Origin of the sequence: uncultured Shewanella sp. (genome assembly GCF_947491715.1) — a bacterium.
Taxonomy (GTDB): Bacteria; Pseudomonadota; Gammaproteobacteria; order Enterobacterales; family Shewanellaceae; genus Shewanella.
This window is the reverse complement of sequence record NZ_CANLKR010000022.1, coordinates 22,724-43,555: the sequence shown is the minus strand read 5'-3', so window position 1 is coordinate 43,555 and position 20,832 is coordinate 22,724. Positions and strand designations below refer to the sequence as shown.

Genomic DNA, 20,832 nt, shown 5'->3' with positions numbered 1-20,832 from the left:
AGCTGTACCGTCATTGGCCCAATAGCGCCATATCTTGACGAGTACCTTTGAATTGGTGCCTTTGACTTAGCTCTCTTAACGAGTACTCTTGACAAATATTGAGTACAAAAGCCACCAAGTCATTTACTGCTAATAAAGCAACATTCACATGCTCAGAGTTATGCAATACCTTGATAGGTAAGAGGTGGAGCGCGGCTATTAAAATAGCGCGAAATAGGATGAAAATAGCTCACACAAGAAAATGCTACTGGAATATAGCTTTGTTTAACTTGCAGTACAGTTATATCAACCTGAGGAAGATACTTATTATAATGATGTAAATGAAAACACAAGGTGCAATGTTTTTTTGCACCCTCATCAAGATGCCTAACATGATGCGCTTGAGCAGCAAATGACAAGCACATCAACACCACACTTAGCCACAAGGCTAAAGCGCGTCTACTGCGTTGACTCATCATTGGATTATTCCACTCATGTTGGCTACGTTACTCATGTAAAAAGGGAGCATCTTCAATAAAAGGTGGCAATCATATTGATTATAATGTTTTTCATTTATTATTATTTCACTTCTGAGCGCTGAATATCGATTAACATGTTATTAAACGCTCAAATCTAGCATCAGTGTATGGATCCCTTAATCTATGTCAAGTTAAGTCTTGACAAAATCATTACATTTTTTTGCAAAGCTCATTCATAAAAGTCAACCAAAACGCGTTAATGGGAAACAACGCCACTATAACCTTTCTATAATGGTCACGTTAGCCAATCCACCACCTTCGCACATGGTTTGCAGCCCAAAACGGCCACCCGTTCTTTCAAGCTCATGCAATAATGTCGTCATCAATTTGGTTCCTGTCGCACCCAGAGGATGCCCAAGTGCAATGGCACCACCGTTAACATTGGTTTTATGATAATCAAACCCAGTTTCTTTCAACCAAGCCATGGCCACGGAGGCAAAAGCTTCGTTAATCTCCACTAAGTCAATATCATTTAAGGTCATTCCAGCTTTTTTCAGTGCCAGCTTTGTAGCTTCTATTGGTGCGGTCAGCATCCAAATAGGATCGTCACCGCACACACTCATATGATGAATGCGCGCACGAGGCGTCAAGTTATAACGCTCAAGCGCAGCCTTTGACACAATTAACATGGCCGATGCGGCATCACTCACTTGTGATGCCACCGCAGCGGTCAATTTGTCACAACCAAAAAGGCTACCGAGCTGCGCCATTTTTTCAGGAGATGACTCCCTCGCGGTTTCATCCATCAATAAGCCTTCAAGTGGCACCACTTCCCTATCGAACCGTCCTTCCTTAATGGCATTTAACGCTCTGGCGTGTGACTCAAGTGAATAACGCTCCAAATCCTCACGACTAAAACCCCACTTATCGGCAATCATCTGCGCCGCTTGGTATTGGGTTGGCATCACCTTACCATAGCGCTTAGCCCAACCTGTTGCTCCCGTAAAAGGATCACTAAAACCCAGCGGCTCTGCCACTGTCATCGCCGAACCAATAGGTATTTGCGTCATGGTTTGCACGCCCCCCGCCACCACCACATCCATGGTGCCCGACATCACCGCTTGTGCGGCAAAATGCACCGCCTGCTGTGATGAGCCGCATTGCCTGTCAATTGTCGTCCCTGGCACTCTTTGACTCAGCCCTGCGCTTAACCAAGCTGTACGCGCAATATTCGCCGTTTGCGATCCAATATTATCTAAACAACCAAAAATCACATCTTCATATTCTTGATCAGGAATGCCATTGCGCTCAACCAAGGTCTTTAACACATGGGCGCCTAAATCGGCAGCATGCACATGAGATAGGCTGCCTTTTCGCCGTCCAGTGGGGGTTCTTAACGCATCAACAATATAGGCTTGGGTCATGTTTTTCTTCCTTGTCTAGGGGCTGTTGAACTTTCGTGGTTAAATTATGTCCGAGATAAACGTGTTTTAATCGCGGTGGGAGAGGTGACGCCTAGTCATTCTAAGCCCTCTTTCTTTAACAAAGGCGCTCTCAACAAAGGGTAAAACACGTTTAGCTGGATCCTACTTTATAAAAGAATGAGGACAGCGTTTGTGGTCCCTTTTTACGGCGTTATCGCTTATTAATGTAGAATAACTACACTGCATAAGCTCTGCCTTGTATAAAGACCCCACAAACGGCTGCAGAAATAACCACCAAAGATCAACAGCCCCTAATGTTTCGTTAAAATGTTTCGTTAAAATGTCTCGTCATAATCATTTGCTCAAATAAGCATTTAAAATAACTGTCTTTCATAAAAAACACAAAGAGAACCGTTGCCGACATTCCACTATTATTAAGCTTACTCGGTGGGATTGGTGCCTGTTCCTTTAAAGAGATTATTCATGAGTCAATGACATTAATGGAAGACGCTTATTTTGCCAAACCTTAAACCAGACTCAGGTTTATTATCCTATGCTTTATCTACACTAAAGTGGAGTTCTCATCCAGTGCCCCCACAAGGCCAACAATAAAAGATCATTGAGGAGTCTGAAAATGCCTGTTAATATCAAACGATTATCTACTTATCAGCTTATCGCATTCTTTATCTACCTCTGCTTCACAGGTCCGGCTAATGCTTCAGCACAAGAAAACAGCCTACCTAATCGGCTCTCATTAAACGAATGGAAAGTCCCTTGGGGAGGCCTACCCAGAGACCCTCATGTCGGCACCACAGATCAGATCTGGTTCTGTGGGCAAACCGGTAATTATATTGGTCGATTCACCCCGTCAAACCAACAATTTAAAAAGTACGAAGTGCCAGTAGGCACTCACCCTCATAACCTAATAGTGGATAAAAAAGGTCAGGTTTGGTACGCCGGTAACCGTAATGCCCATATTGGACGCATGAACCCTGAAAATGGAAAAATTCAACAATATCCCATGCCCGAAGGTGTCAACGACCCGCACACGCTGATTTTTAATCAACAAGGAAATATCTGGTTCACTGCTCAACAAAGCAATCGTATCGGCCTGTTAAATGTGGATAATGGACAAGTGCGAGTCGCCACGCCAACGACGGCCAACGCTCGCCCTTATGGCATCAAAATGGATGCTCAAAATCGCCCTTGGATAGTGCTTTTTGGTACCAATAAACTGGCTTGGGTCGAACCTGAAAATATGCTTGTGACTGAAGTCAATCTCCCTCGCCCCGACGCCCGCCCTCGCAGACTTGAAATAGATCCCAGCGGCAATATTTGGTATGTAGATTACATTGGTGGCTATCTAGGTCGCTACTCTCCCAACAATGAAAAGTTTAAAGAATGGAAGCTTCCCAGCAAAAGTCCCCGTCCTTACGGCACGGCACTGGACAGCAAAGGACAACTATGGATAGCCGATACTGGCGAGGTGCCCAATATTATTTTTGCTTTTGATACGGAAAAAGAGAAATTCATCAGCCAAACCCCAGTCCCCAGCGGCGGCAATATTCGGCATATGTATTTTGACAACACCGACGGCAGTTTTTGGTTTGGCGTTGATACAGGGTATTTAGTTCAAGGAAAGCCTGACAAATAATGCCACAATGGTAAAAAAGAGGATCAGGATAAATGGCCTGTTCCTCACTACAAAATGACTAACGAGGAGTGACCCTAGCCGTATCCCTGTCGACATTCACCTGCACTTGTTGCCCGACCTGAAAAATCATATCTGGATCAACGGCCTGCACAACTGAAATCACTTCATCGTCATCCAGACGTATAGTTAAATTAACCCCATTTTCTTTACCCATAGCATTGGCCGCCTCACCGCCAGCATAGCCACCTAAAAGGCCACCACCTATCGCCGCCAATGTAGAACCTATGCCTCCGCCAATCGTTGAGCCCAGTATGCCACCGGCCGCAGCTCCGGCAATGGTACCCACCATATTACTGCCCTGTGACGCATCGATTGTCACTGGCGTGGTTTTAGTCACAGTGCCATAATACACATTTTGGATGGTACGGGTATCGGCCGAGCCATAAGCATCACCGTAAGGGTTAGGCGTATTGGTACACCCCCCCAAAAAAGCCACCAGCATGAACGTAAAAACAAAAGCAAAGGAAGTAGTAATGCGCGTGCTCAATTTACATTTTATCATGATAAAAACCCCGTAAATGATTATTCCTTCAGTATAAATTATAACCTGCACGCTTCGTTGATAATTTACCCATATTTCACACAATCACCTTCATCTACTCACAAAAATGTAATTAACAATTAATCACTTTCCCAAACGGGTGCCACCAGAGAAGGTCACTGTCGCCCGGCCCTTACCATCACTTTTAGCTGTCACCTTCACGACTCTTTTCAGTCGTGATCCTCTCACACTTACCTTCACCATAGGGCACAAGTCATCTTGCTAAGCCCACCTCTTTTCTCATAAAGCGATGTCAGCCCAACCGCTTTGAGCGAGTTTGAGCAAAATAAGTCGCCAGCATCGAGATCCATGACCAAAACGGAGTAAGTAAGAATGAGGGTTTAGTTTTTATTACCAAGGCCTATTATGACCTTGGCTAAGTTTCTTTGGCTTATTAAAAATCAAAATAGGCTTGACTCAACGGGAGCGTCCATATATGTCTTAGTTAATCTACTTTTATTTTCATAGAGTTACTAAACTCAAAATCATCTGCATTTTTCTTAAAAAGTAAACTGATGAAATCATGTTTATAGTCATGGTATTTATCATTAAACTCATTATCAAAAATAGGCTCTTTTCTCAACCCATCACCTAAATAAACAATTGTTTTCTCATAAAGACCACAAACCAAATATGGTTTATAGTTAATTGATCTTTCATCAAAAATACCAACTTCACCTCTAGTAAACCCAATAACCATACCTTTACTAAATACATCTACATATACATGGTCAATATCTTCGCTTATTTTATTCTTTGTTTCGCTTTGAAACTTACTAATACATTGATTAATTGCAACATGACTTTGACTTATCAACGAATGATTCTGTGCAAATGAATAGGGTAAATAAAAAACCAAAAATAAACCAAACAATATTAATTTTATACTACTTATCATTTAATTATTCTCCCTTCTGTCCCAAATTGCCCTATATTTGGACAACTATTGTATTCGCAGACAGCAATCCCTATAGTTCCATCATTGTATTCAACTCCTAGATATAAGTCTTTATTTGCATTATCTACCCATAAAGCATCATTACCTCCGCCTTCGTAAGCTGTAAACCTATTAGAAAAAGCAAGGGCACCACTAGGATGAGTATGATACCCTACCCAATTAGGCGCAACATAAACAGAATTAGAATCCCCTATAATCGGAAGAGTATAGTGATATTTACCATTTTTCCCCTCAAAAATACTTCCTCCAACCTCTAAACCATATTTCCTAGATAATGGAGCAGTTACAGTAAGCACTTCTTTTGCCGCAGCATCTGCCGAATCAAAACCACGCGCTCTACTAAGCTCCCCACGATCCACAGCACTATCCAACGCTTTTCTCAATCCTGCCTTATCAGGAACAACTTTTGTTTTTGTAGTATTACCTGCTTTAACTTCCCCACTCCCAAATTCCCCATTATCAGCCGCTCTCAGCGCCGCAGAAAACGCAGCCGTCATCGCGCCATTACCAAACTTGCCGCCCATAATTGTAGAGGTGGTACCGCCCACAACTGCCGCAACAGCAACCCTATAGTAGGGATTTTGAATACCTCTACCGCCACCAATGGCCGCGCCAATCCCTGCTGAAATGAAGCCGTTAGCAAACTTCCCCCCTTGAGCTTCGGCTGCAATGCCTCCGATTGTAGCTTGAGCAAGCACCTGAATATAAGGATTCACTATCGCCGATGCACCGTAAGTCGCTGCACTAACTGCATAAGTAATCCCAGCTGATTTTAATGCCGCATTACTTGAAGCCCCCATAGCACGATTAAAATCATAATTCCATGCAGCAGCTTCAGGCCCACCGTAGTAAGCGGTCAAAGCACTCCCCACTATATTCACTACATTGGCCCCAAAAATCTTAACAGCACCTTTTATGAAATTACGGTTTAACCGCTTTAATTGCTTAAAAAAGTACCCACTGGGATCCGTGGCATTGAGTGGATGATTTTTAAAATTTAGGCAAGTACATAGCTATAGGCATTGTAATTTTGTAGATTATTTATGGTGAGACGACTGCACCACAAGCGCGACTTGGTTCATTAACAATGCCTGTCCATGTTATTTCTTTTCTTACCAAGGCCTATTACGACCTTGGCTAAGTTTCTTTGGCTTCCTAAAAGTCAAAACAAGCTTTACTATAGGCGAGCGCCCATATATGTATTAGTTAATCCTATCTTGGTTAATCCTTTCTAAAAATCAACTAATATTTTATTGCTAAACAGACACTTTTCCATAGTAAAGTAATTCTCACACAACAATGCTGTAACATATAGTTTTTTATGTGGTGGTGAATATAAAATATCAACAAGATCTTTGTCTATAATTTTTCCTAATATTCCATGACGATCTACAATAATTTTATTACTTAGGCTACATCCTGAATTTAATGTTGTTGATTGGCTAAAAACTTTCCCTTTCATGTCCTCAATCAAAAAGCTGATTCCAGTATGAGGTTCAACACACATAATATAATCTAATTTTATTTTAGATTTTGAGTAATTATAAATTGACACACCTAACTTATCTTTATTTTCTAATTCTGCTAATTTTAATTCAATTGTTGATACTGCCTGTAATGGTACAAACAACAAAAATAGCGTAAAAAAGTAATATTTTTTCATAAACAGCCCCTTCATAAGGTAAAGCTAATCTTACTTATTTAATTGGCTATTATAATATTCAATAAAATTCAAATTTTCTTGAACGCCCCTTGTAAAACCTGTTAAGTCAACATTATTGATTTCCCATTGATGAGCTTCAATTTGATTTTGGTAGTATAAACTGGTTCCTGGATAACCTAATTTTCCTTCTTGATATTGAATAGTATGTATATTTTCATGTCCCACTGTTGAAATCAATGCTTCTATTGATTTAAAAGCATCGGCACCAATCCTTACTTTACCCGCTTGAGAAGTATCCCCATATAATGTTTTATTTACATACTTGAACTCATGTTCAATCATATGATCTTCCGTTATTCCTAAATACTTTCCAGCCTCATAAACTGCACCTTGTCTATCTTTTTGTAAAAGTTTCACCATGATTTTTTTTCTCTGTGAATTCTGCTTCAAACTCTCATTAGTCTGATTCATCAAATACTGCATCGCCGCCATTTTCGTGCCGTTAGCCCTATTATCTGTTATAAAGAATACCGCCGCTGAGGGCGGAGGCGGTACCGCCAATGGCCGCTGAAATGATGGTACCACCGACAATTTTACGGGTTTCCACATTCGCACCACCGGGTAAAAATGCCCCGCCCGCCCCTTTAGTGACCCCCGCACTCTTTTTATACAAGAAGTAAAACCGTGACCCCTCTTACCTTTCTATAAAAAGTGTCTATAAAGAGTGCCGCCTTGTCATTCGGCTGAAATTCCACCCACCATGACTTCTCATCATAACAAGGGCGCCAATTTGTGCAGCCGCAAACTGTTTGACTCATCGATATTGACAGATAAGAGAGAGCATCATCCCCAGCATACTGGGGATAATGCATAAACATAGAAGGAATTGACTCTGGGTGTTTTAGTTCGTTTTCTTTATATCAAAAAGTAAAATAACACTATTTTTTATGGTCGTTACACAGGCCGCCAAAACCACAATCCCCCTCCATCACAAAAGATTCCCAATTAATTCGTCTAGGTAAATACACGCTAGAAAAGGCAATGATCCCTTGCTCTTTAGTAAAATAAACCCAGCCCTCCATTTGTACAGGTTTATGCCTTTTTGTAACAATTTCATAGACATTATCAAATTGTCGATTGAGCATAGTTAAGGTACCGATATTCTTGATACGGATATCGGCCACTTCGTCTTGCACTCTGGCTTCGTTATTTAAATCGGACAAAGACACATCTACAAACATGCCTCTGCCGAGCCAACGTAAATGGCCGCTGCCAATGGCAGAGCATTCTTTATCCAATGTTGTTACATCTCGTGTATCAGTATGTTGTATACAACCTTCATCATTCACCACCACTTTCATTAATTTCGAATGACCAATACCTTGATAGCGGTATTCTTCCGCTTGAACATGACTCAAACTATTTAGGGCTAGTAGAAGAACTAGTATTAATGTCCTTTGTATTCTGCGTACCATAATCCTTTTACCTCTGCATGTGATTCTTGAAAGCCTCGTCTGGCATTCACCATCATTTGTATTTGATTAGATGGAGGGCTATTAAATACCTCTCTACTTTGCTGATTATCGTAAATATCGGGCCCCCAGCCTTTATCCATATTAATATTATCGGCCGTCATATGTGCAAACTCATGCGCTAGGGTCGCATAACATTCACTCATAGTGACGCAACCTCTGGCAGTAATTTTAATAAACTTCACTTCATAATGTGATCGGGCATCATACTCTTGGGATACTCCTAATACACTTTCCCCGTCCATTTTATACTCATCCACAAACTGAATATCACTTTCTTCCATTTGAATAACATCAATGCCATTATCTTTAAACACACCTTTTTTATAATCTTTGTAGGCTTCTGGGGCCGCTTTATTAAAGTTTTTCTTTGCTTGAGCTATTTCATCACCAGTTAACGCCCTATTATTGATTGGAGGCTTTCTCGCTTTTGCTTGCTCATCAAAATCCCCATTTCTCGCCGCTTTCACCGCTGCTGCAAATCCAGCCGTTATCGCACCATTGGCAAACTTGCCGCCCATGATTGTAGAGGTGGTACCACCTACTACTGCAGCGACGGCAACCCTCACATAAGGATTTTCAATCCCTTGCCCCCCCCCTATTCCAGCACCAATACCTGCTGCAATAAAGCCACGATGAAAATCCCCGCCCATCATTTCTGCCGATACACCACCAATCACTGCGCTCATCGCAATACTTAATAGATCACCACCACCAGGGGCGATGATTGCAGCCACTGCACCCACGACCGCCATCTTTAAGCTGCCTGTTAGTGCGTAGGTTGACATAGCATTATAGGCAACCAAACATGGCTGGCAATAAATAGCCATCACAACTTGCACAATCGCATTTAAAATGGGGATATCGGCAATCGCCTTAAACAACTTCTTAAAAAAGTAGCCGCTGGGATCCGTGGCATTGAGTGGATGATTTTTAAAATTTAGGCAAGTACATAGCTATAGGCATTGTAATTTTGCAGATTGTTAATGGTGAGATGACTGCACCACAGGTCAGCTTACATCGCTATCGATTTGCTCTATTTAACAATTAACAATGCCTGTCCATATTATTTGTGAGACGACTGCACCACAAGCGCGACTTGGTTCATTAATAATGCCTGTCCATGTTATTCTGTACAACCGCTTTGAGCGAGCATAAGTCACCAGCATCGAGACCCGTGATCAAAACTGAGTAAGTAAGAATGAGGGTTTAGTTTTTATTACCAAGGCCTATTATGACCTTGGCTAGGTTTTTACGTTCAAAACAAGCTAAAACAGGCTTGACTCAACGGGAGCGTCCATATATGTCTTAGTTATCCGTTTCGAGGATTAACAAATTGTAAGTCAAAAAACTGTCTGCAATCTTTATAAAAAAGATAATTATATTTAGTTCCTTCCATTTTCTGGCCTAATTTATTTAACAAATTAGTCCGATACTTCTTATCCACCGATTCACTTTCTTGGTCATCATATCGTTTAATTAGCAAACATAAATTATTAATATCTGCACTTTTTTCTGTCTCTATTTGTAAGCTTTCAGAAGAAAAAAAGCGTAAAAAATCATCGATACGTTCGCTTTTACAACTACTACCTTCAACATGCAAACAATAAGCTAATTCAATCAACTGTTTTTGAGCATCATTTTGATTATTACAAGCTACTAATAATGATACAATAAGAATTAATACATTATTTCTGACCATAAACTTCATTGATGAATCCTCCATTAATAACTTGACTTCCATTCATTTGAATATTCATCACTTCCGTAATATTAGATCCATAATTAAATGCACCTGAAGCCATTTGATAATCACCCACTAATTTCCCAACTATTGGCCAAGCACCAATTGCTGAAAGCGCTGCGTCCCTAATCTTCCCAGTATACGTTCCATGTATACTTCCTATAGCTTGATTTTTTACCTCATTAATAAAATAGCTATTTGCTTCTCCCGATGCAAAAGTTGAAAACTTACTCAGTGCGTTTCTCTCCATTTCCAAACCTGAGGATGAATTATTCCACAAATTTGCATCGACACTTAAGGCATACTTTTTAAATAATGAGTATTCATACGGGTTAGATTTTTTAAAGTCAGACAAAAATTCACTACTATAATTTTTACTAACTCGATCCCATAGTGTTTCTCTGCCTAATTGTTTCAAATTCCTCCCAGTCTGATTCAACAAATACTGCATCGCCGCCATTCTCGCACCGTTAGCAAACTTGCCGCCGCTGAGGGCGGAGGCGGTACCGCCAATGGCCGCTGAAATGATGGTACCACCGACAATTTTACGGGTTTCCACATTCGCACCACCGGGTAAAAATGCCCCGCCCGCCCCTTTAGTGACCCCCGCTGAGATAAAGCCATGACCAAACTCACCACCTTGTAACTCTGCACTGATCCCACCCACCATGGCATGGGCGCCAATTTGCGCCGCCACTTGCCCTGAGGTTAGCAAGTTACCGCCAAAATCAACAAAACTATTCAATTGAGCACCTTCCCAAGCTACTGCATTGATATTTACTGCACTAAGCTCACTAAAGTACTCTCCCACCCCCTGCAAGGCATACCCCGCAGCGGCGCTGATCACGCCTACCTTAATGCCCGATGATAAACTGCCAGTAGCCACAAAGTTTGCATGGCCATTATACAAAGCAGCACACCATACTTGGCAAAATGGTACAAAATTCAATGCAGTGCTAATAACCGTATTAAGATACGGGATACTGTTTAAAAATTCATGTGCCGCCCACGCACCTGTGACTTTCATCACGCCTTTGAGTAACTTCTTAAAAAAGTAGCCGCTGGGATCCGTGGCATTGAGCGGGTTATTGAGCACATAGCTATAAGCATTGTAATTTTGCAGATTACTGGGCGACTGCACCACAGGATCGGCTTGCAGCATGCGGCCAAGGGCGGCGTCATACATGCGGCCATTCATGTGAATGATGCGCTTGTCGCCGTCTATGTCCACGGGCTCGTGGCCAGTATAACCGCGCGTATTGGCGGATATTTCTGCCAGCAATAGGGAAGATAATGCGCTGCGCTCATAATGGGCGATACGCTCACTCTCTGTGGGGATAATTTCCGTTTGCTGACCGAATACGTCGTAACTGAAGCGCTTCACCAACTCGCCACTGTCATTGGTGATGGCAATCACTGAGCCTAGATGATCTTTATACAACCAGCGCAACATGGCATTGCCATTCGCGTAATAGGTTTGCATGGCATCACCTAAATAACGCTTGATGTAGGTTTGCGGCTCGCTGCTCATGCTGCTTACATTGGGATCAGCGGCTTTAATGGTGAGCTCTAAGTTACCCACATAAAAGATGGTGCCTGTGCTGTCGACGCGCTTGAAACGCTTATTATTGGCATCATAGCTAAAATAGGTATCCTTATCGCCCACACGTATGTGGGTGGCCTTATTGCGACCACTGTAAGTGAATTCACGCCATGCGCTGCCACCTTTTTTACCCCAGATCTGGTTGCCGTTGGCATCATAACCATAAGTCTCAGTAGCCTCGCCCGCTTTTGAGCGGCTATACACGGCGTGCAAGGGATGATTACTAGTAGGACTGTTATAACCTAGCTGCCAGCCTGCTTTCTCAGTTAAATTACCGTTGCTATTATAGCGATACTGCTCGATACCATCGACATGGGTGATGCGATTGAGCTCATCGTACTGAAAGTCTTGCTTACTCGATGCCGCCAGCTCTCTTGAACTTAGATTATTTAGGCTATCAAAGCTGTAACTGTCAGTTTGAATATGATTGCCACTGCTAATGCCATTTAAACGCTTGGCATCATCATAGCTTAATGTCATGGTTCGATTGCCTTTTTTGTACTCGGTCAATGAACCATTTTCATTAATATTAACAATTTCATGATAGATGCGCCCCGCGCTGCCCTCACGGGCTTCTTGCTGCTTTAATACTTGGTTATGTTGATAGTGCTGTCGCAGGCCGCGGGCCTCAACAAAGCTGCCATCATCGCTGCGACGATAATCATCAAATTGCAGGAACACACGGCCATATTCGTCAAACTGGCTTTGCTGAATAACACAGCGACTGCTAATGGGATCAAAAAGTGCCTCTCCTGTTATGCGTAAATCATTACTTGTGGTATTAAAGGCCACATTGGCGGCGCAATCATTCGTGCCATCGAGGTTAGTGAGACTCGCTATGCTGCGACCTAAATTATCGTAATAAAAATGCCGTTGCCAAGTGCCCGTGCGCTCACTGAGTAATCTGTGCTTATTGCTGCCTGTGCCATAGGTCCAGAACATGTCTTCAGAGACCACATCACTGGTACCGGTGACTTTTTGCTCCCTCTTACGACCCAAATTATCGTAATAAATCTCGGTCACGACGCCGCGGGCATCGGTTTGCTTTGTCAACTGACCAAAGGCGTTGTATTCATAGGCCCAATCACCGCGGTTTTTATCTTGCATCGACACCTTACGGCCTAAGTTATCGTAGCTGATACGGCTTAAGATGATGTCATCGACATCGGAGTGCACGGTTTCAAGGGCGCCAAATACATCATAAGTATAAGTTAGCGTATTACCTTGCTCGTCGGTCACTTGATACTCTTCACCAAGGGCATTATAAGTGGTGGTTTTGGTTTGTACGCCCCCAGGAATATCACCGGATAAGGTGTTAGTTTGCACGCGACCAAAGGTCCCTTGGCTAGTCGTAATGCCCGTATTGTCATCCACACTGGAAACCACTCTGTCCAGTGCATCATAGGTACTGGTTACTGCGTCTAAGCCAGGTTCAGTGACTGAGATCACTCTGCCATATTTATCATGGGTTTGTTCTTTGGTATACCAGCTGCCGAGTACATTCAGGCTTGACTCTTTATAGCCTCTGCCCGCTTGGTCAATATATTGCTTTTTGAGCACAGTGCCATTAACGGATGTTTCCATCATGGTATAGCAATAACCAAGGGCTTCATCACAGGCTTTATTGAGCTTAGTTTGCTGAGCGCCAGACGGGCTGTAGCTGGCGACCTCGGCGCCAAAGGCGTCGAAGACAGCTTGAGATACGACGCCATCGACATTGCTTGCCTTTGTGACCTGCCCCAATGCATTTCGGCTGAGCACTTTGGACTCAAGAATGCCATTTTGATGGGTTTGAACAATATAACGACCCACATCATCGAATGTTGTGCTGCTGTTACGAGATAGCGCCTTCTCACATGAACCCTCATTATGCACGGTTTTTTGAGTGGCGTTACCATAAGCATCATAAATGTAATCTGTGATGAGTTTAGTGGTGCAGTTACCCTCGGGCTCAATCACTTCTCGCTCAAGCATACCGTTATCATAATAATGAAAGGCACTTGTTCGAGTGGCACTTTTATCGCCTCGGCGATGAGTCACGCTCGCCACACTTAATCGGCCGAAACGCTGCTCAAACTCACTGGAACCATAGGTATTAATGTTTTCAAGACGTGACAAACTGTTTGCTTTTAAGGTCTCATTGATAGCCGTATTACTACTACCTATGTTGCCTGCATGACTTAAGTTTTCATCCATTGCGACGAACAAGTCAGGATCGGTCGCCTCATAATGGCCTGTTTTACTGCTGAGCACATTAGCATACTCATCTTGTATTGTGAGCATTTGCTGGCAATTATAGCTACTGACATCGACACTTAAACCAAGAATCGTATCCACATTGGCCTGACAGTCACGGCTTTCTTGCTGGTACACCTGATATTGAGTATACCCTTGCTCTAAGGCTTGGGTTTGGCTCACATAGCGGTTCTCCGCCATGGATATCACGGTACCCGCCGCTTTTTTTGTGGTTTTTAACGGCATGCCCATAAAGGGGAAAACTTGTGCATATTGTGTCTCAGTAGTAAAGCTAATACCGCCTTTTTCCATTTCAGTGGCAATGGAGGCAAAGCCTAAATTACCGCGCCCAAATTGCATTCTGGCGCCATGATAACTGTAGTTGACTTTCACTGTGTCATTTTCAGTTTGAGTGGGTGCATCTGTAGTGACTGATTTCACCAAGACACTCGCGCCTGCAATGTTCATCACTCTAAAGGCGTCATCTTGCGCTGGCATCCCCTCAGGTAAACCACTGGCCTTAGTATAGAGTGAAGACTCTGCCATAGAAGCATATTCAATATGAGTTTCGATGCCCGTCCCTGTCACTACCGATGACAAAAGGCCAGGATGCTTAACACGGCTGCCACCATGGTAGAGCTTTAAGGATTGATTCGCCTGCCCCTTATCCTTGCTGTGCATATACAGAAAATCCAGCAAACCATCGTTGTCGGCATCGGTAAAGAAGCCATATTCCACTTTGCCTGATGTGTCTTCAGGTGGCGAAAACGTCCAATCACTGAGCGGTAGCTCAACACGATTAAAGCCACCAGTTACGCTCCCTCCCATTGAATATTCATTATGACTCCATTCATAGCGATACCATTTATTGTCAGATTCATCATGAAACACCAGCTCAATTTGGCCATCACCGTCAATATCTACCATCATAGGCGCAATGGATGACGATAAGTTCGCATTATTGCTGAAATCATCCCCTTTATAAAAACCATTCCCTGTATTGAGGTGGTATTGCCAACGCTTGGTGTCTTTGTTGTACACCACAATATCGGTTAAGCCATCGCCATTAAAATCCATCGGGATAGCATGCTTACCTTTGACCGTAATTTTGTCATAGGCTTTGGCGGTGTAATGCTCGTATTCGCAACCTGACAGATCTGTCCCTCCATAACGCTGAGTATATCTTTCACACATGGGATCGTTTGAGACCATGATGTCAGTATTGGTGGTAAAGAAATACAAATTGTTGCTATCCTTGCCCCATACCAGAATGTCGGCGAGGCCATCTTGGTTTACATCACTGCTTTGCCAGCCCGACTCAATATGCGGCGAGAAACCAGACTGATTTTCAAGGGCAATGCCCACAGGGGCTAAATAGGCTTGCTGCGTGTGATCCCACACCCTTACAAAAATTTCTGCTCCACTTGTATTATCTTTATCATTAGTTTCAATTAAATCGTTATAGCCATCACCATTAAAATCCATGGGCTTGATATTCACGCCCATGCTCGAATCCCCTTGCAATGGTGGCAAAGACTGGGCTGCGAGCGTGCCGTTGGCTAAAGTATCAAACTGTCGCCAAATGCCATCGGGTTTATCATTGTCGGTATTGACTAAGAAATTAATGAGCCCATCGCCGTCAGGATCGGTGGGCACCAGACGCGCACTGGTTTGTACATCATCATAAATGTCAAATGTACGACACGAAGCTTCTGGAGCGTCGATGCTTCCCAAACACAGCTTAGCCTGCGTGGATGTCACATGGGTTAAAGTGGCAAGCTCAGTGATACCGTCATTGTTGGCATCCAACACCAAAGCTAAGCGTAAATAATCGCCCTCGGATGTGCGTACAGCATTCCGCCAAGATGTGTCAAATTCGTCTTGAGTAAACACATCACGGTAATTAAAGGTCACAGGTTGTTTACAAACATTACCTAGACCGCACTCAGTGATGCTGGTTAATTGCCTTTGATCAATGTCATTGTTATTAAAATCCAATTGATAACTGCGGATAAGGATGTTTTGATGAGAATATACCTTCACCTCAGATAACTGCGCTTTTTGTACTAAATGCGCACTTTTTATATAAACACTGCTTCTTATTGCACTTGTGTCCGTGTAATTAAGCTCAACACGATTACCGCTGTAGTTTATTTGTGAGAGCACCTTTTCATTTTTTCCTTGCTCATCATAGGTATATTCAATTTGGTTACTGCTTTGACGTAAATTATCTTGCGAGTAGGCAATCAACCAAGAGTGAGTGAACGTTTGATTGTTTTTTGCCGCTAAGGTTAACGCCACTTTACTGTTTGTACTGGCGCCGTATATCGACACGCTGTTATCTTTTGCTTCCACTTTAAAGGAGTCATCACTTTGGTAAGTGATCAATAATTGACTGCCTATTTCGGTGATATAAGTGGATCCAGGCATACCTTGCTCGCCGGATTTAAGCAATAGACGTTGGCCATCGAGACAAAAATTATCAGCTTCATCGAATTCAACTGGCTTGATATGGCCATCAAGCAAGCGTGTGCTACCGCAGCGGCTAATCGCCGACATGCCTTGCAGATCCCAGCCCATTCCCGCTATGCCTTCACGACCTTGACTGTTATAGGCTAGCCCTAATGACGGCTTGACTCCAGCAATGCCTGTGGGCAAATTGAAAGGCAAGCTATAGGTGGCGGCGCCAGACTCGTTGACTCTAAACGCCCCTGCGGTTAAACCAAACCGCGCTGAGGCAATGATTTCACTGTAACTTGGCACTAAAAACTCAGCAACGGACTCAGGGGCAGCTATAGGTTGAATAGGCGCTTCAACTATGCTGTCACCGACTTCAACAGCCACTTCATTTGACCACTGGCTACAAATCTGTGCGTGCATACAAGCCTGCACTTGATATTCATAGCGCCCCGATGCTTTAACTAAACCCAATTGAGTATTAGCATGATGACTCGAGACGAAGGTGGCAGGTTGGCCATTGACACTTTCCGTGATGCGATAAAAGATCTCTTCGCTGGGTCTTGATGGATTAATCGCTTGCCAATCGAGGGTAAAGTCTCCTAATACAGGCTCAGATGCGCTTAATAATGGCGTGTCTAGTAATAGATCTTCAGGATCGAGTGGATTAAAGCCTAATTCAATTTCTACACTGTCACTCACACCGTCGCCATCTGAGTCACTGTTTTGGTTACAGTTACATTGATCGTAAAAAACGCTTGTGGCGAGTGAAACCACATTTTCGCTGTAAGCCACATATTCATTACTTTGCACTAATGCATAGGCCACTTCACTGCGCGGCACACCGGTTAATAATAAATCCGTCCACTGACTGCGACTCTGGCCACCTGCCTCTGTTTTATCGGGCTCTGACGGGAATAAGAAAGTAAATAAACTGTCCACAAATTCAGCGGCGGTTTGCGATAGTGCAAAACGCTCAATGCCTTTATGTGAGGTTAAAAATGCGGCGGTTATTTCGTTGGTATCAATACCTGAATCATAAGCATAAGCAAAAAAGGTTAGCTCGGCGCGAGTGGGCGCACGGCCTAATAGCCCATAGAAAAGACCTGCAAAGCTTCGCAGCGGCACGTTAGCATCTTGTGGTATTTGCCAATCGGGTACATTTGATAGGTTTATTTGCAACAGTGAGCTGTCAATGTCTTGCCAGCGCAGTGCAAACGGCCCGATTTGATGACGATTGATAATGTGTAATTGATCGTCTTCGGTGGTGACATGCAAATCACCATTACTGAAAATTTGCGGCGCTTGCTTAACGCCTTCAAGCAGTGGATACATGAAATGCTCTTCGCCCGTATCGGCATCGAGGGCATACAAGCCACTGACATCATTGCCGCTATGATTGGCATCAATCACAGTATTGTTTGCCACTACGCCTACATAAAGTAGCTGCTGCAGTGCATTATTTTGATACGGATTAGCCTCAGAAAATAAGGTGGCCTTGGCATGGATTTCACCGCGCAGTCGTGTTTGCCAGAGTATATTGGTCAAATAATCTAACTTATACATGTGACGGTTAGTGGCGCCGATATAAACCACATCATTGGCATTGATGTCTTTGTCTAATGTGGGGGCGGCAGTAATACTCGCACCCTCAGGGGTTCCTGCAGGCAAGGTAAAAGGCCAGCGATTCAGGTTTTGTCCCTCTTTTAATGCGTGTACCGATTGCCCTGAACTCACATACACTACCCCATCACTGCTAACGGTAGGACTGGCATGAATTAAATCAATATTGGCTCTATCGCTGCTGCCTTGCGTGGTAAACTCAATAGTGGCGCTGCCAATGAGCGTATTGACTTCTAGGCGTAATCCACCATTTTCAAGACCTTTGATGATCCTTGAAGTCGCCCGCATTCGGTACCTATGCTTACCATCCCCCGTTTGTTGATAAACAGGTAAATTAACCGTTTCGCCGGTATTACGCAGTTGAATGTTCGCAGTCTCTATGCCTTGCAAGCCCAAGCCTTCAAAGATAATTTCGGCATGATTGGTGCCTGTTCGCGCTTCTGAAAATTCCGCTTTATGCAAATAAGGCACTTGATGATTCACGGTAATGATTTGCCCTGCTTCACACTCATTGTCACTATTACAAGCCGTCACGCGGTAACTGACATCGCCCGCCTCAAGGCCTGCCACACTGACATTCGCCGCAGCAATGCTTGAAATAAGCAGCTGAGTATTCGTGCCAGAATATAAGGTTTGCCAGGGTTTACTGGTATCGACTTGACCACTTTGGCGCTCTAGTTTGAAGCTTCTGGCCCCTTTATTATTATTAATCCACTCCAATTGATAAGGATTATTTTGAGTCAGTGACAAATTGGGCGAAAAGCGGGTTAGCCCTGGCACATAATCGGGCACCGCTAAGGTGACTTGAGCACATTGGCTGCCATAACCAATCGGGCCTTCACCATTGGTATTTTTTGCTTGGGCGCAATAACAATATTGGCCATTATCCTCATAGCTTTTCATCACAGTGTGACTGGGGTTTGAGGTCGTGCCTAAGTTGCTGCCAGCTTGTTCTCGAGTGGGGCAGGTTTGGTACTCATGCCAGAGATATTCGGTACTATGAGCAACGGGGGTGGCCGAAAGTGCTATACGGCCATCGGTATTTGTACTGCCTGCACTGTGATTGACAGTGGGCGCCACTCTAGGTGGGTGAGTTAAATCAACCGGATAAGGCAAAGGTTGCGACCAGACTTCCACTCCCTCGCTATCGATGAGCTTAAATTGAAAAATCGGCGCACTGAGTTCTGGTAACTCGTAGTCAAATGCAAATTCGGTACTGTTATTGACATCTGTGATGGTTTTCTTTTCAACCTCATTGACATACAAGGCAATGCTGCTAATGTTGATATTATTCGCGTCCCGTTTATTATATTTCCCCAACACCCTTGCCATGACGCCTGGTATATTAGGGGTCGCCGTCACCTCTGGTTGTTCTAGCGTATAGCGACCAAAAATGTTTGTTGTAAAACTTAGATGTTTGGTATTAATACCATCGAATGCTAAGGCATAAAACTCATAGCCAGCAGCGTCAAAGTCCTCTTGGTCCAATAGAAAGTCATTGACTTCACACACCGTTTCTTGTGAGCTAATAGCTTTACAGTCATCGATGTTATTGTTCATTTTATTGGTAATTTCATTGGTACAGCTTGCTTTACTCTGCCCTTCTTTGACATAACAGATCTTCAAGTATTTGAGGTTGCTATCAACTGCTGTGGCCGTAAAGCTTACCTTGCCCCCTAAGTGAAAACTTCCCGAGGTGGTAAATGTGATCTCTGGCGGCGCATCGACGGTCAGTGAATGCGCCTTCGACTTAACAGTAGCGATACCATCGGAGACTTCTGCCCATAAGGTATATACACCCGATTGAGTAAAAGTTTTCGTATAGTCACAAGTGGCTGTGCTGCCCTCGTTGACTAAATTACAACGTGCATGATTTTCATCGACAATTTTAGTACAATTAGATCTGGATCCATTCTCTGAATAACACCATTTGATGCTATCTATTCGCTTATCTTCTTGTATATTATCGTCCGCCGCCTTAGCGCTTAATGTGACACTTTGATCAAGAGCAATAATGGATTGGCTTATATCCGTCTCAGTAAAGGTCGGCGCCACATTGGACTCAGTCACTTTGATGGTAAGTGGCTTCTCTCCCTTCAAGTTCATTTTGTCGGTCGCAATCGCTTTTATGCTATAAGAACCAAGACTCGCAGCTTTCTCTGGATGCGTGATTTTAAAGATACATTTTTGTTTCTTTGTATTATTCATTGAACAGGATTGACGCGTCGCATTCCAGCCACTAGGCACAGTGACTTTTAAATCGCCGTCAAGTTTACCTTCACTATCATTCACTGTAACTGTAACCGTCGCGGTGTTGCCTAACCCTACAGAGATAGTTGAGGGGGATAAGCTGACTATTGGTTTTTTATTTTTATAAACATGGACCGTTTTTTGAGAGTAATGAGTCGTGGTATAATTGTTTCTTGGCCCTTCATTCAGACCAGTTACAACGCTAATCCGCAGCTTATATGAGATTCTATATTTGCCAGAAGTATGATTAAATAGTGCAGAATCTAGCTTTAATTTATTTCTATTTGGCGCGCTAGTTGGAATAAAAACCCGTTTTATAAACTTATCATTAGAATCGAATAATTCGACTTCTAGCAGTATTGTTTTTGTTATTCCATCAGGAACTGAGTCATGATCCTCTGTGAAATCATTGACTTCACGTGTCCAAAAGCTCACAATTTTATCTTCCCCTTCTAGAACATTAATCACTTCATTGTAATTAACCGCATAAGGGGACGGATCTTTTACCACATTGCTACCTGGCGCAGCAAACGTATGCAACGAAAATACCATACAAAAAACTAAAAAAGTTTTCATAAAAACATCACTGATTAACCTCATGACTTTGTAAAAACCTGCACTCAAGATGTG

The 20,832-nt window shown here is 43.1% G+C and carries 13 protein-coding genes; 1 reads left to right on the top strand and 12 read right to left on the bottom strand.

All coding sequences use genetic code 11. From position 1 onward, the window contains the following. Positions 1-158: 158 nt before the first annotated feature. Both Q0779_RS15165 and Q0779_RS15160 read right to left on the bottom strand, forming a co-directional pair. The gene (locus tag Q0779_RS15165) at positions 159-458 is read right to left on the bottom strand and encodes a hypothetical protein (protein ID WP_298773762.1); all 300 of its coding nucleotides are present in this window, start codon (positions 456-458) and stop codon (positions 159-161) included. Between the two features lie 275 nt (positions 459-733). Beyond that, a complete protein-coding gene (locus tag Q0779_RS15160) occupies positions 734-1,882 on the bottom strand; it encodes an acetyl-CoA C-acetyltransferase (RefSeq protein ID WP_298773760.1) in 1,149 nt (382 codons plus the stop codon). Between the two features lie 634 nt (positions 1,883-2,516). On the opposite strand from Q0779_RS15160, the gene Q0779_RS15155 reads away from it, so the two are divergent. Continuing rightward, positions 2,517-3,536, top strand: coding sequence for a lyase (locus Q0779_RS15155; RefSeq protein ID WP_298773759.1), 1,020 nt, complete (start codon positions 2,517-2,519; stop codon positions 3,534-3,536). Positions 3,537-3,594: 58 nt separating this feature from the next. Here the strand turns inward: Q0779_RS15155 and Q0779_RS15150 are convergent, their stop codons facing one another. The 10 genes from Q0779_RS15150 to Q0779_RS15105 all read right to left on the bottom strand — a co-directional run bounded on the left by Q0779_RS15150 (position 3,595) and on the right by Q0779_RS15105 (position 20,778). Continuing rightward, a complete protein-coding gene (locus Q0779_RS15150; protein ID WP_298773757.1) occupies positions 3,595-4,098 on the bottom strand; it encodes a hypothetical protein in 504 nt (167 codons plus the stop codon). A 484-nt stretch (positions 4,099-4,582) separates the two neighbouring features. Further along, positions 4,583-5,035 (bottom strand): hypothetical protein, encoded by a 453-nt coding sequence (locus Q0779_RS15145; protein ID WP_298773756.1) that lies wholly within the window; start codon positions 5,033-5,035, stop codon positions 4,583-4,585. Further along, positions 5,032-5,976: a hypothetical protein gene (locus Q0779_RS15140; RefSeq protein WP_298773754.1), complete on the bottom strand. Its 945-nt coding sequence runs from the start codon at positions 5,974-5,976 to the stop codon at positions 5,032-5,034. Before Q0779_RS15140 ends, Q0779_RS15145 begins: the two co-directional genes overlap by 4 nt. Before the next feature lie 350 nt (positions 5,977-6,326). Then, positions 6,327-6,758 carry a hypothetical protein gene (locus Q0779_RS15135; RefSeq protein WP_298773753.1) on the bottom strand — a complete coding sequence of 144 codons (432 nt, stop codon included), beginning with the start codon at positions 6,756-6,758 and terminating at the stop codon, positions 6,327-6,329. A gap of 30 nt (positions 6,759-6,788) precedes the next feature. Next, positions 6,789-7,250, bottom strand: a complete 462-nt coding sequence (locus Q0779_RS15130; RefSeq protein ID WP_298773751.1) for a hypothetical protein — start codon at positions 7,248-7,250, stop codon at positions 6,789-6,791. Positions 7,251-7,269: 19 nt separating this feature from the next. Continuing rightward, positions 7,270-7,431, bottom strand: a complete 162-nt coding sequence (locus Q0779_RS15125; protein WP_298773749.1) for a hypothetical protein — start codon at positions 7,429-7,431, stop codon at positions 7,270-7,272. Positions 7,432-7,696: 265 nt separating this feature from the next. Continuing rightward, positions 7,697-8,233 (bottom strand): hypothetical protein, encoded by a 537-nt coding sequence (locus Q0779_RS15120; protein WP_298773748.1) that lies wholly within the window; start codon positions 8,231-8,233, stop codon positions 7,697-7,699. Continuing rightward, a complete protein-coding gene (locus Q0779_RS15115; protein WP_298773746.1) occupies positions 8,206-9,174 on the bottom strand; it encodes a hypothetical protein in 969 nt (322 codons plus the stop codon). The genes Q0779_RS15120 and Q0779_RS15115 overlap by 28 nt, the downstream gene beginning before the upstream one ends. A gap of 428 nt (positions 9,175-9,602) precedes the next feature. After that, complete coding sequence (locus Q0779_RS15110; protein WP_298773745.1) at positions 9,603-10,001, bottom strand: hypothetical protein; 399 nt, start codon at positions 9,999-10,001, stop codon at positions 9,603-9,605. Continuing rightward, positions 9,979-20,778: an RHS repeat-associated core domain-containing protein gene (locus tag Q0779_RS15105; RefSeq protein WP_298773744.1), complete on the bottom strand. Its 10,800-nt coding sequence runs from the start codon at positions 20,776-20,778 to the stop codon at positions 9,979-9,981. The genes Q0779_RS15110 and Q0779_RS15105 overlap by 23 nt, the downstream gene beginning before the upstream one ends. Positions 20,779-20,832: the final 54 nt, after the last annotated feature.

Coding starts and splice junctions, on each gene's coding strand:
- Q0779_RS15165 (WP_298773762.1), bottom strand. CDS start 458: ATGATGAGTCAACGCAGTAGACGCGCTTTAGCCTTGTGGCTAAGTGTG.
- Q0779_RS15160 (WP_298773760.1), bottom strand. CDS start 1,882: ATGACCCAAGCCTATATTGTTGATGCGTTAAGAACCCCCACTGGACGG.
- Q0779_RS15155 (WP_298773759.1), top strand. CDS start 2,517: ATGCCTGTTAATATCAAACGATTATCTACTTATCAGCTTATCGCATTC.
- Q0779_RS15150 (WP_298773757.1), bottom strand. CDS start 4,098: ATGATAAAATGTAAATTGAGCACGCGCATTACTACTTCCTTTGCTTTT.
- Q0779_RS15145 (WP_298773756.1), bottom strand. CDS start 5,035: ATGATAAGTAGTATAAAATTAATATTGTTTGGTTTATTTTTGGTTTTT.
- Q0779_RS15135 (WP_298773753.1), bottom strand. CDS start 6,758: ATGAAAAAATATTACTTTTTTACGCTATTTTTGTTGTTTGTACCATTA.
- Q0779_RS15130 (WP_298773751.1), bottom strand. CDS start 7,250: ATGGCGGCGATGCAGTATTTGATGAATCAGACTAATGAGAGTTTGAAG.
- Q0779_RS15120 (WP_298773748.1), bottom strand. CDS start 8,233: ATGGTACGCAGAATACAAAGGACATTAATACTAGTTCTTCTACTAGCC.
- Q0779_RS15110 (WP_298773745.1), bottom strand. CDS start 10,001: ATGAAGTTTATGGTCAGAAATAATGTATTAATTCTTATTGTATCATTA.
- Q0779_RS15105 (WP_298773744.1), bottom strand. CDS start 20,778: ATGAAAACTTTTTTAGTTTTTTGTATGGTATTTTCGTTGCATACGTTT.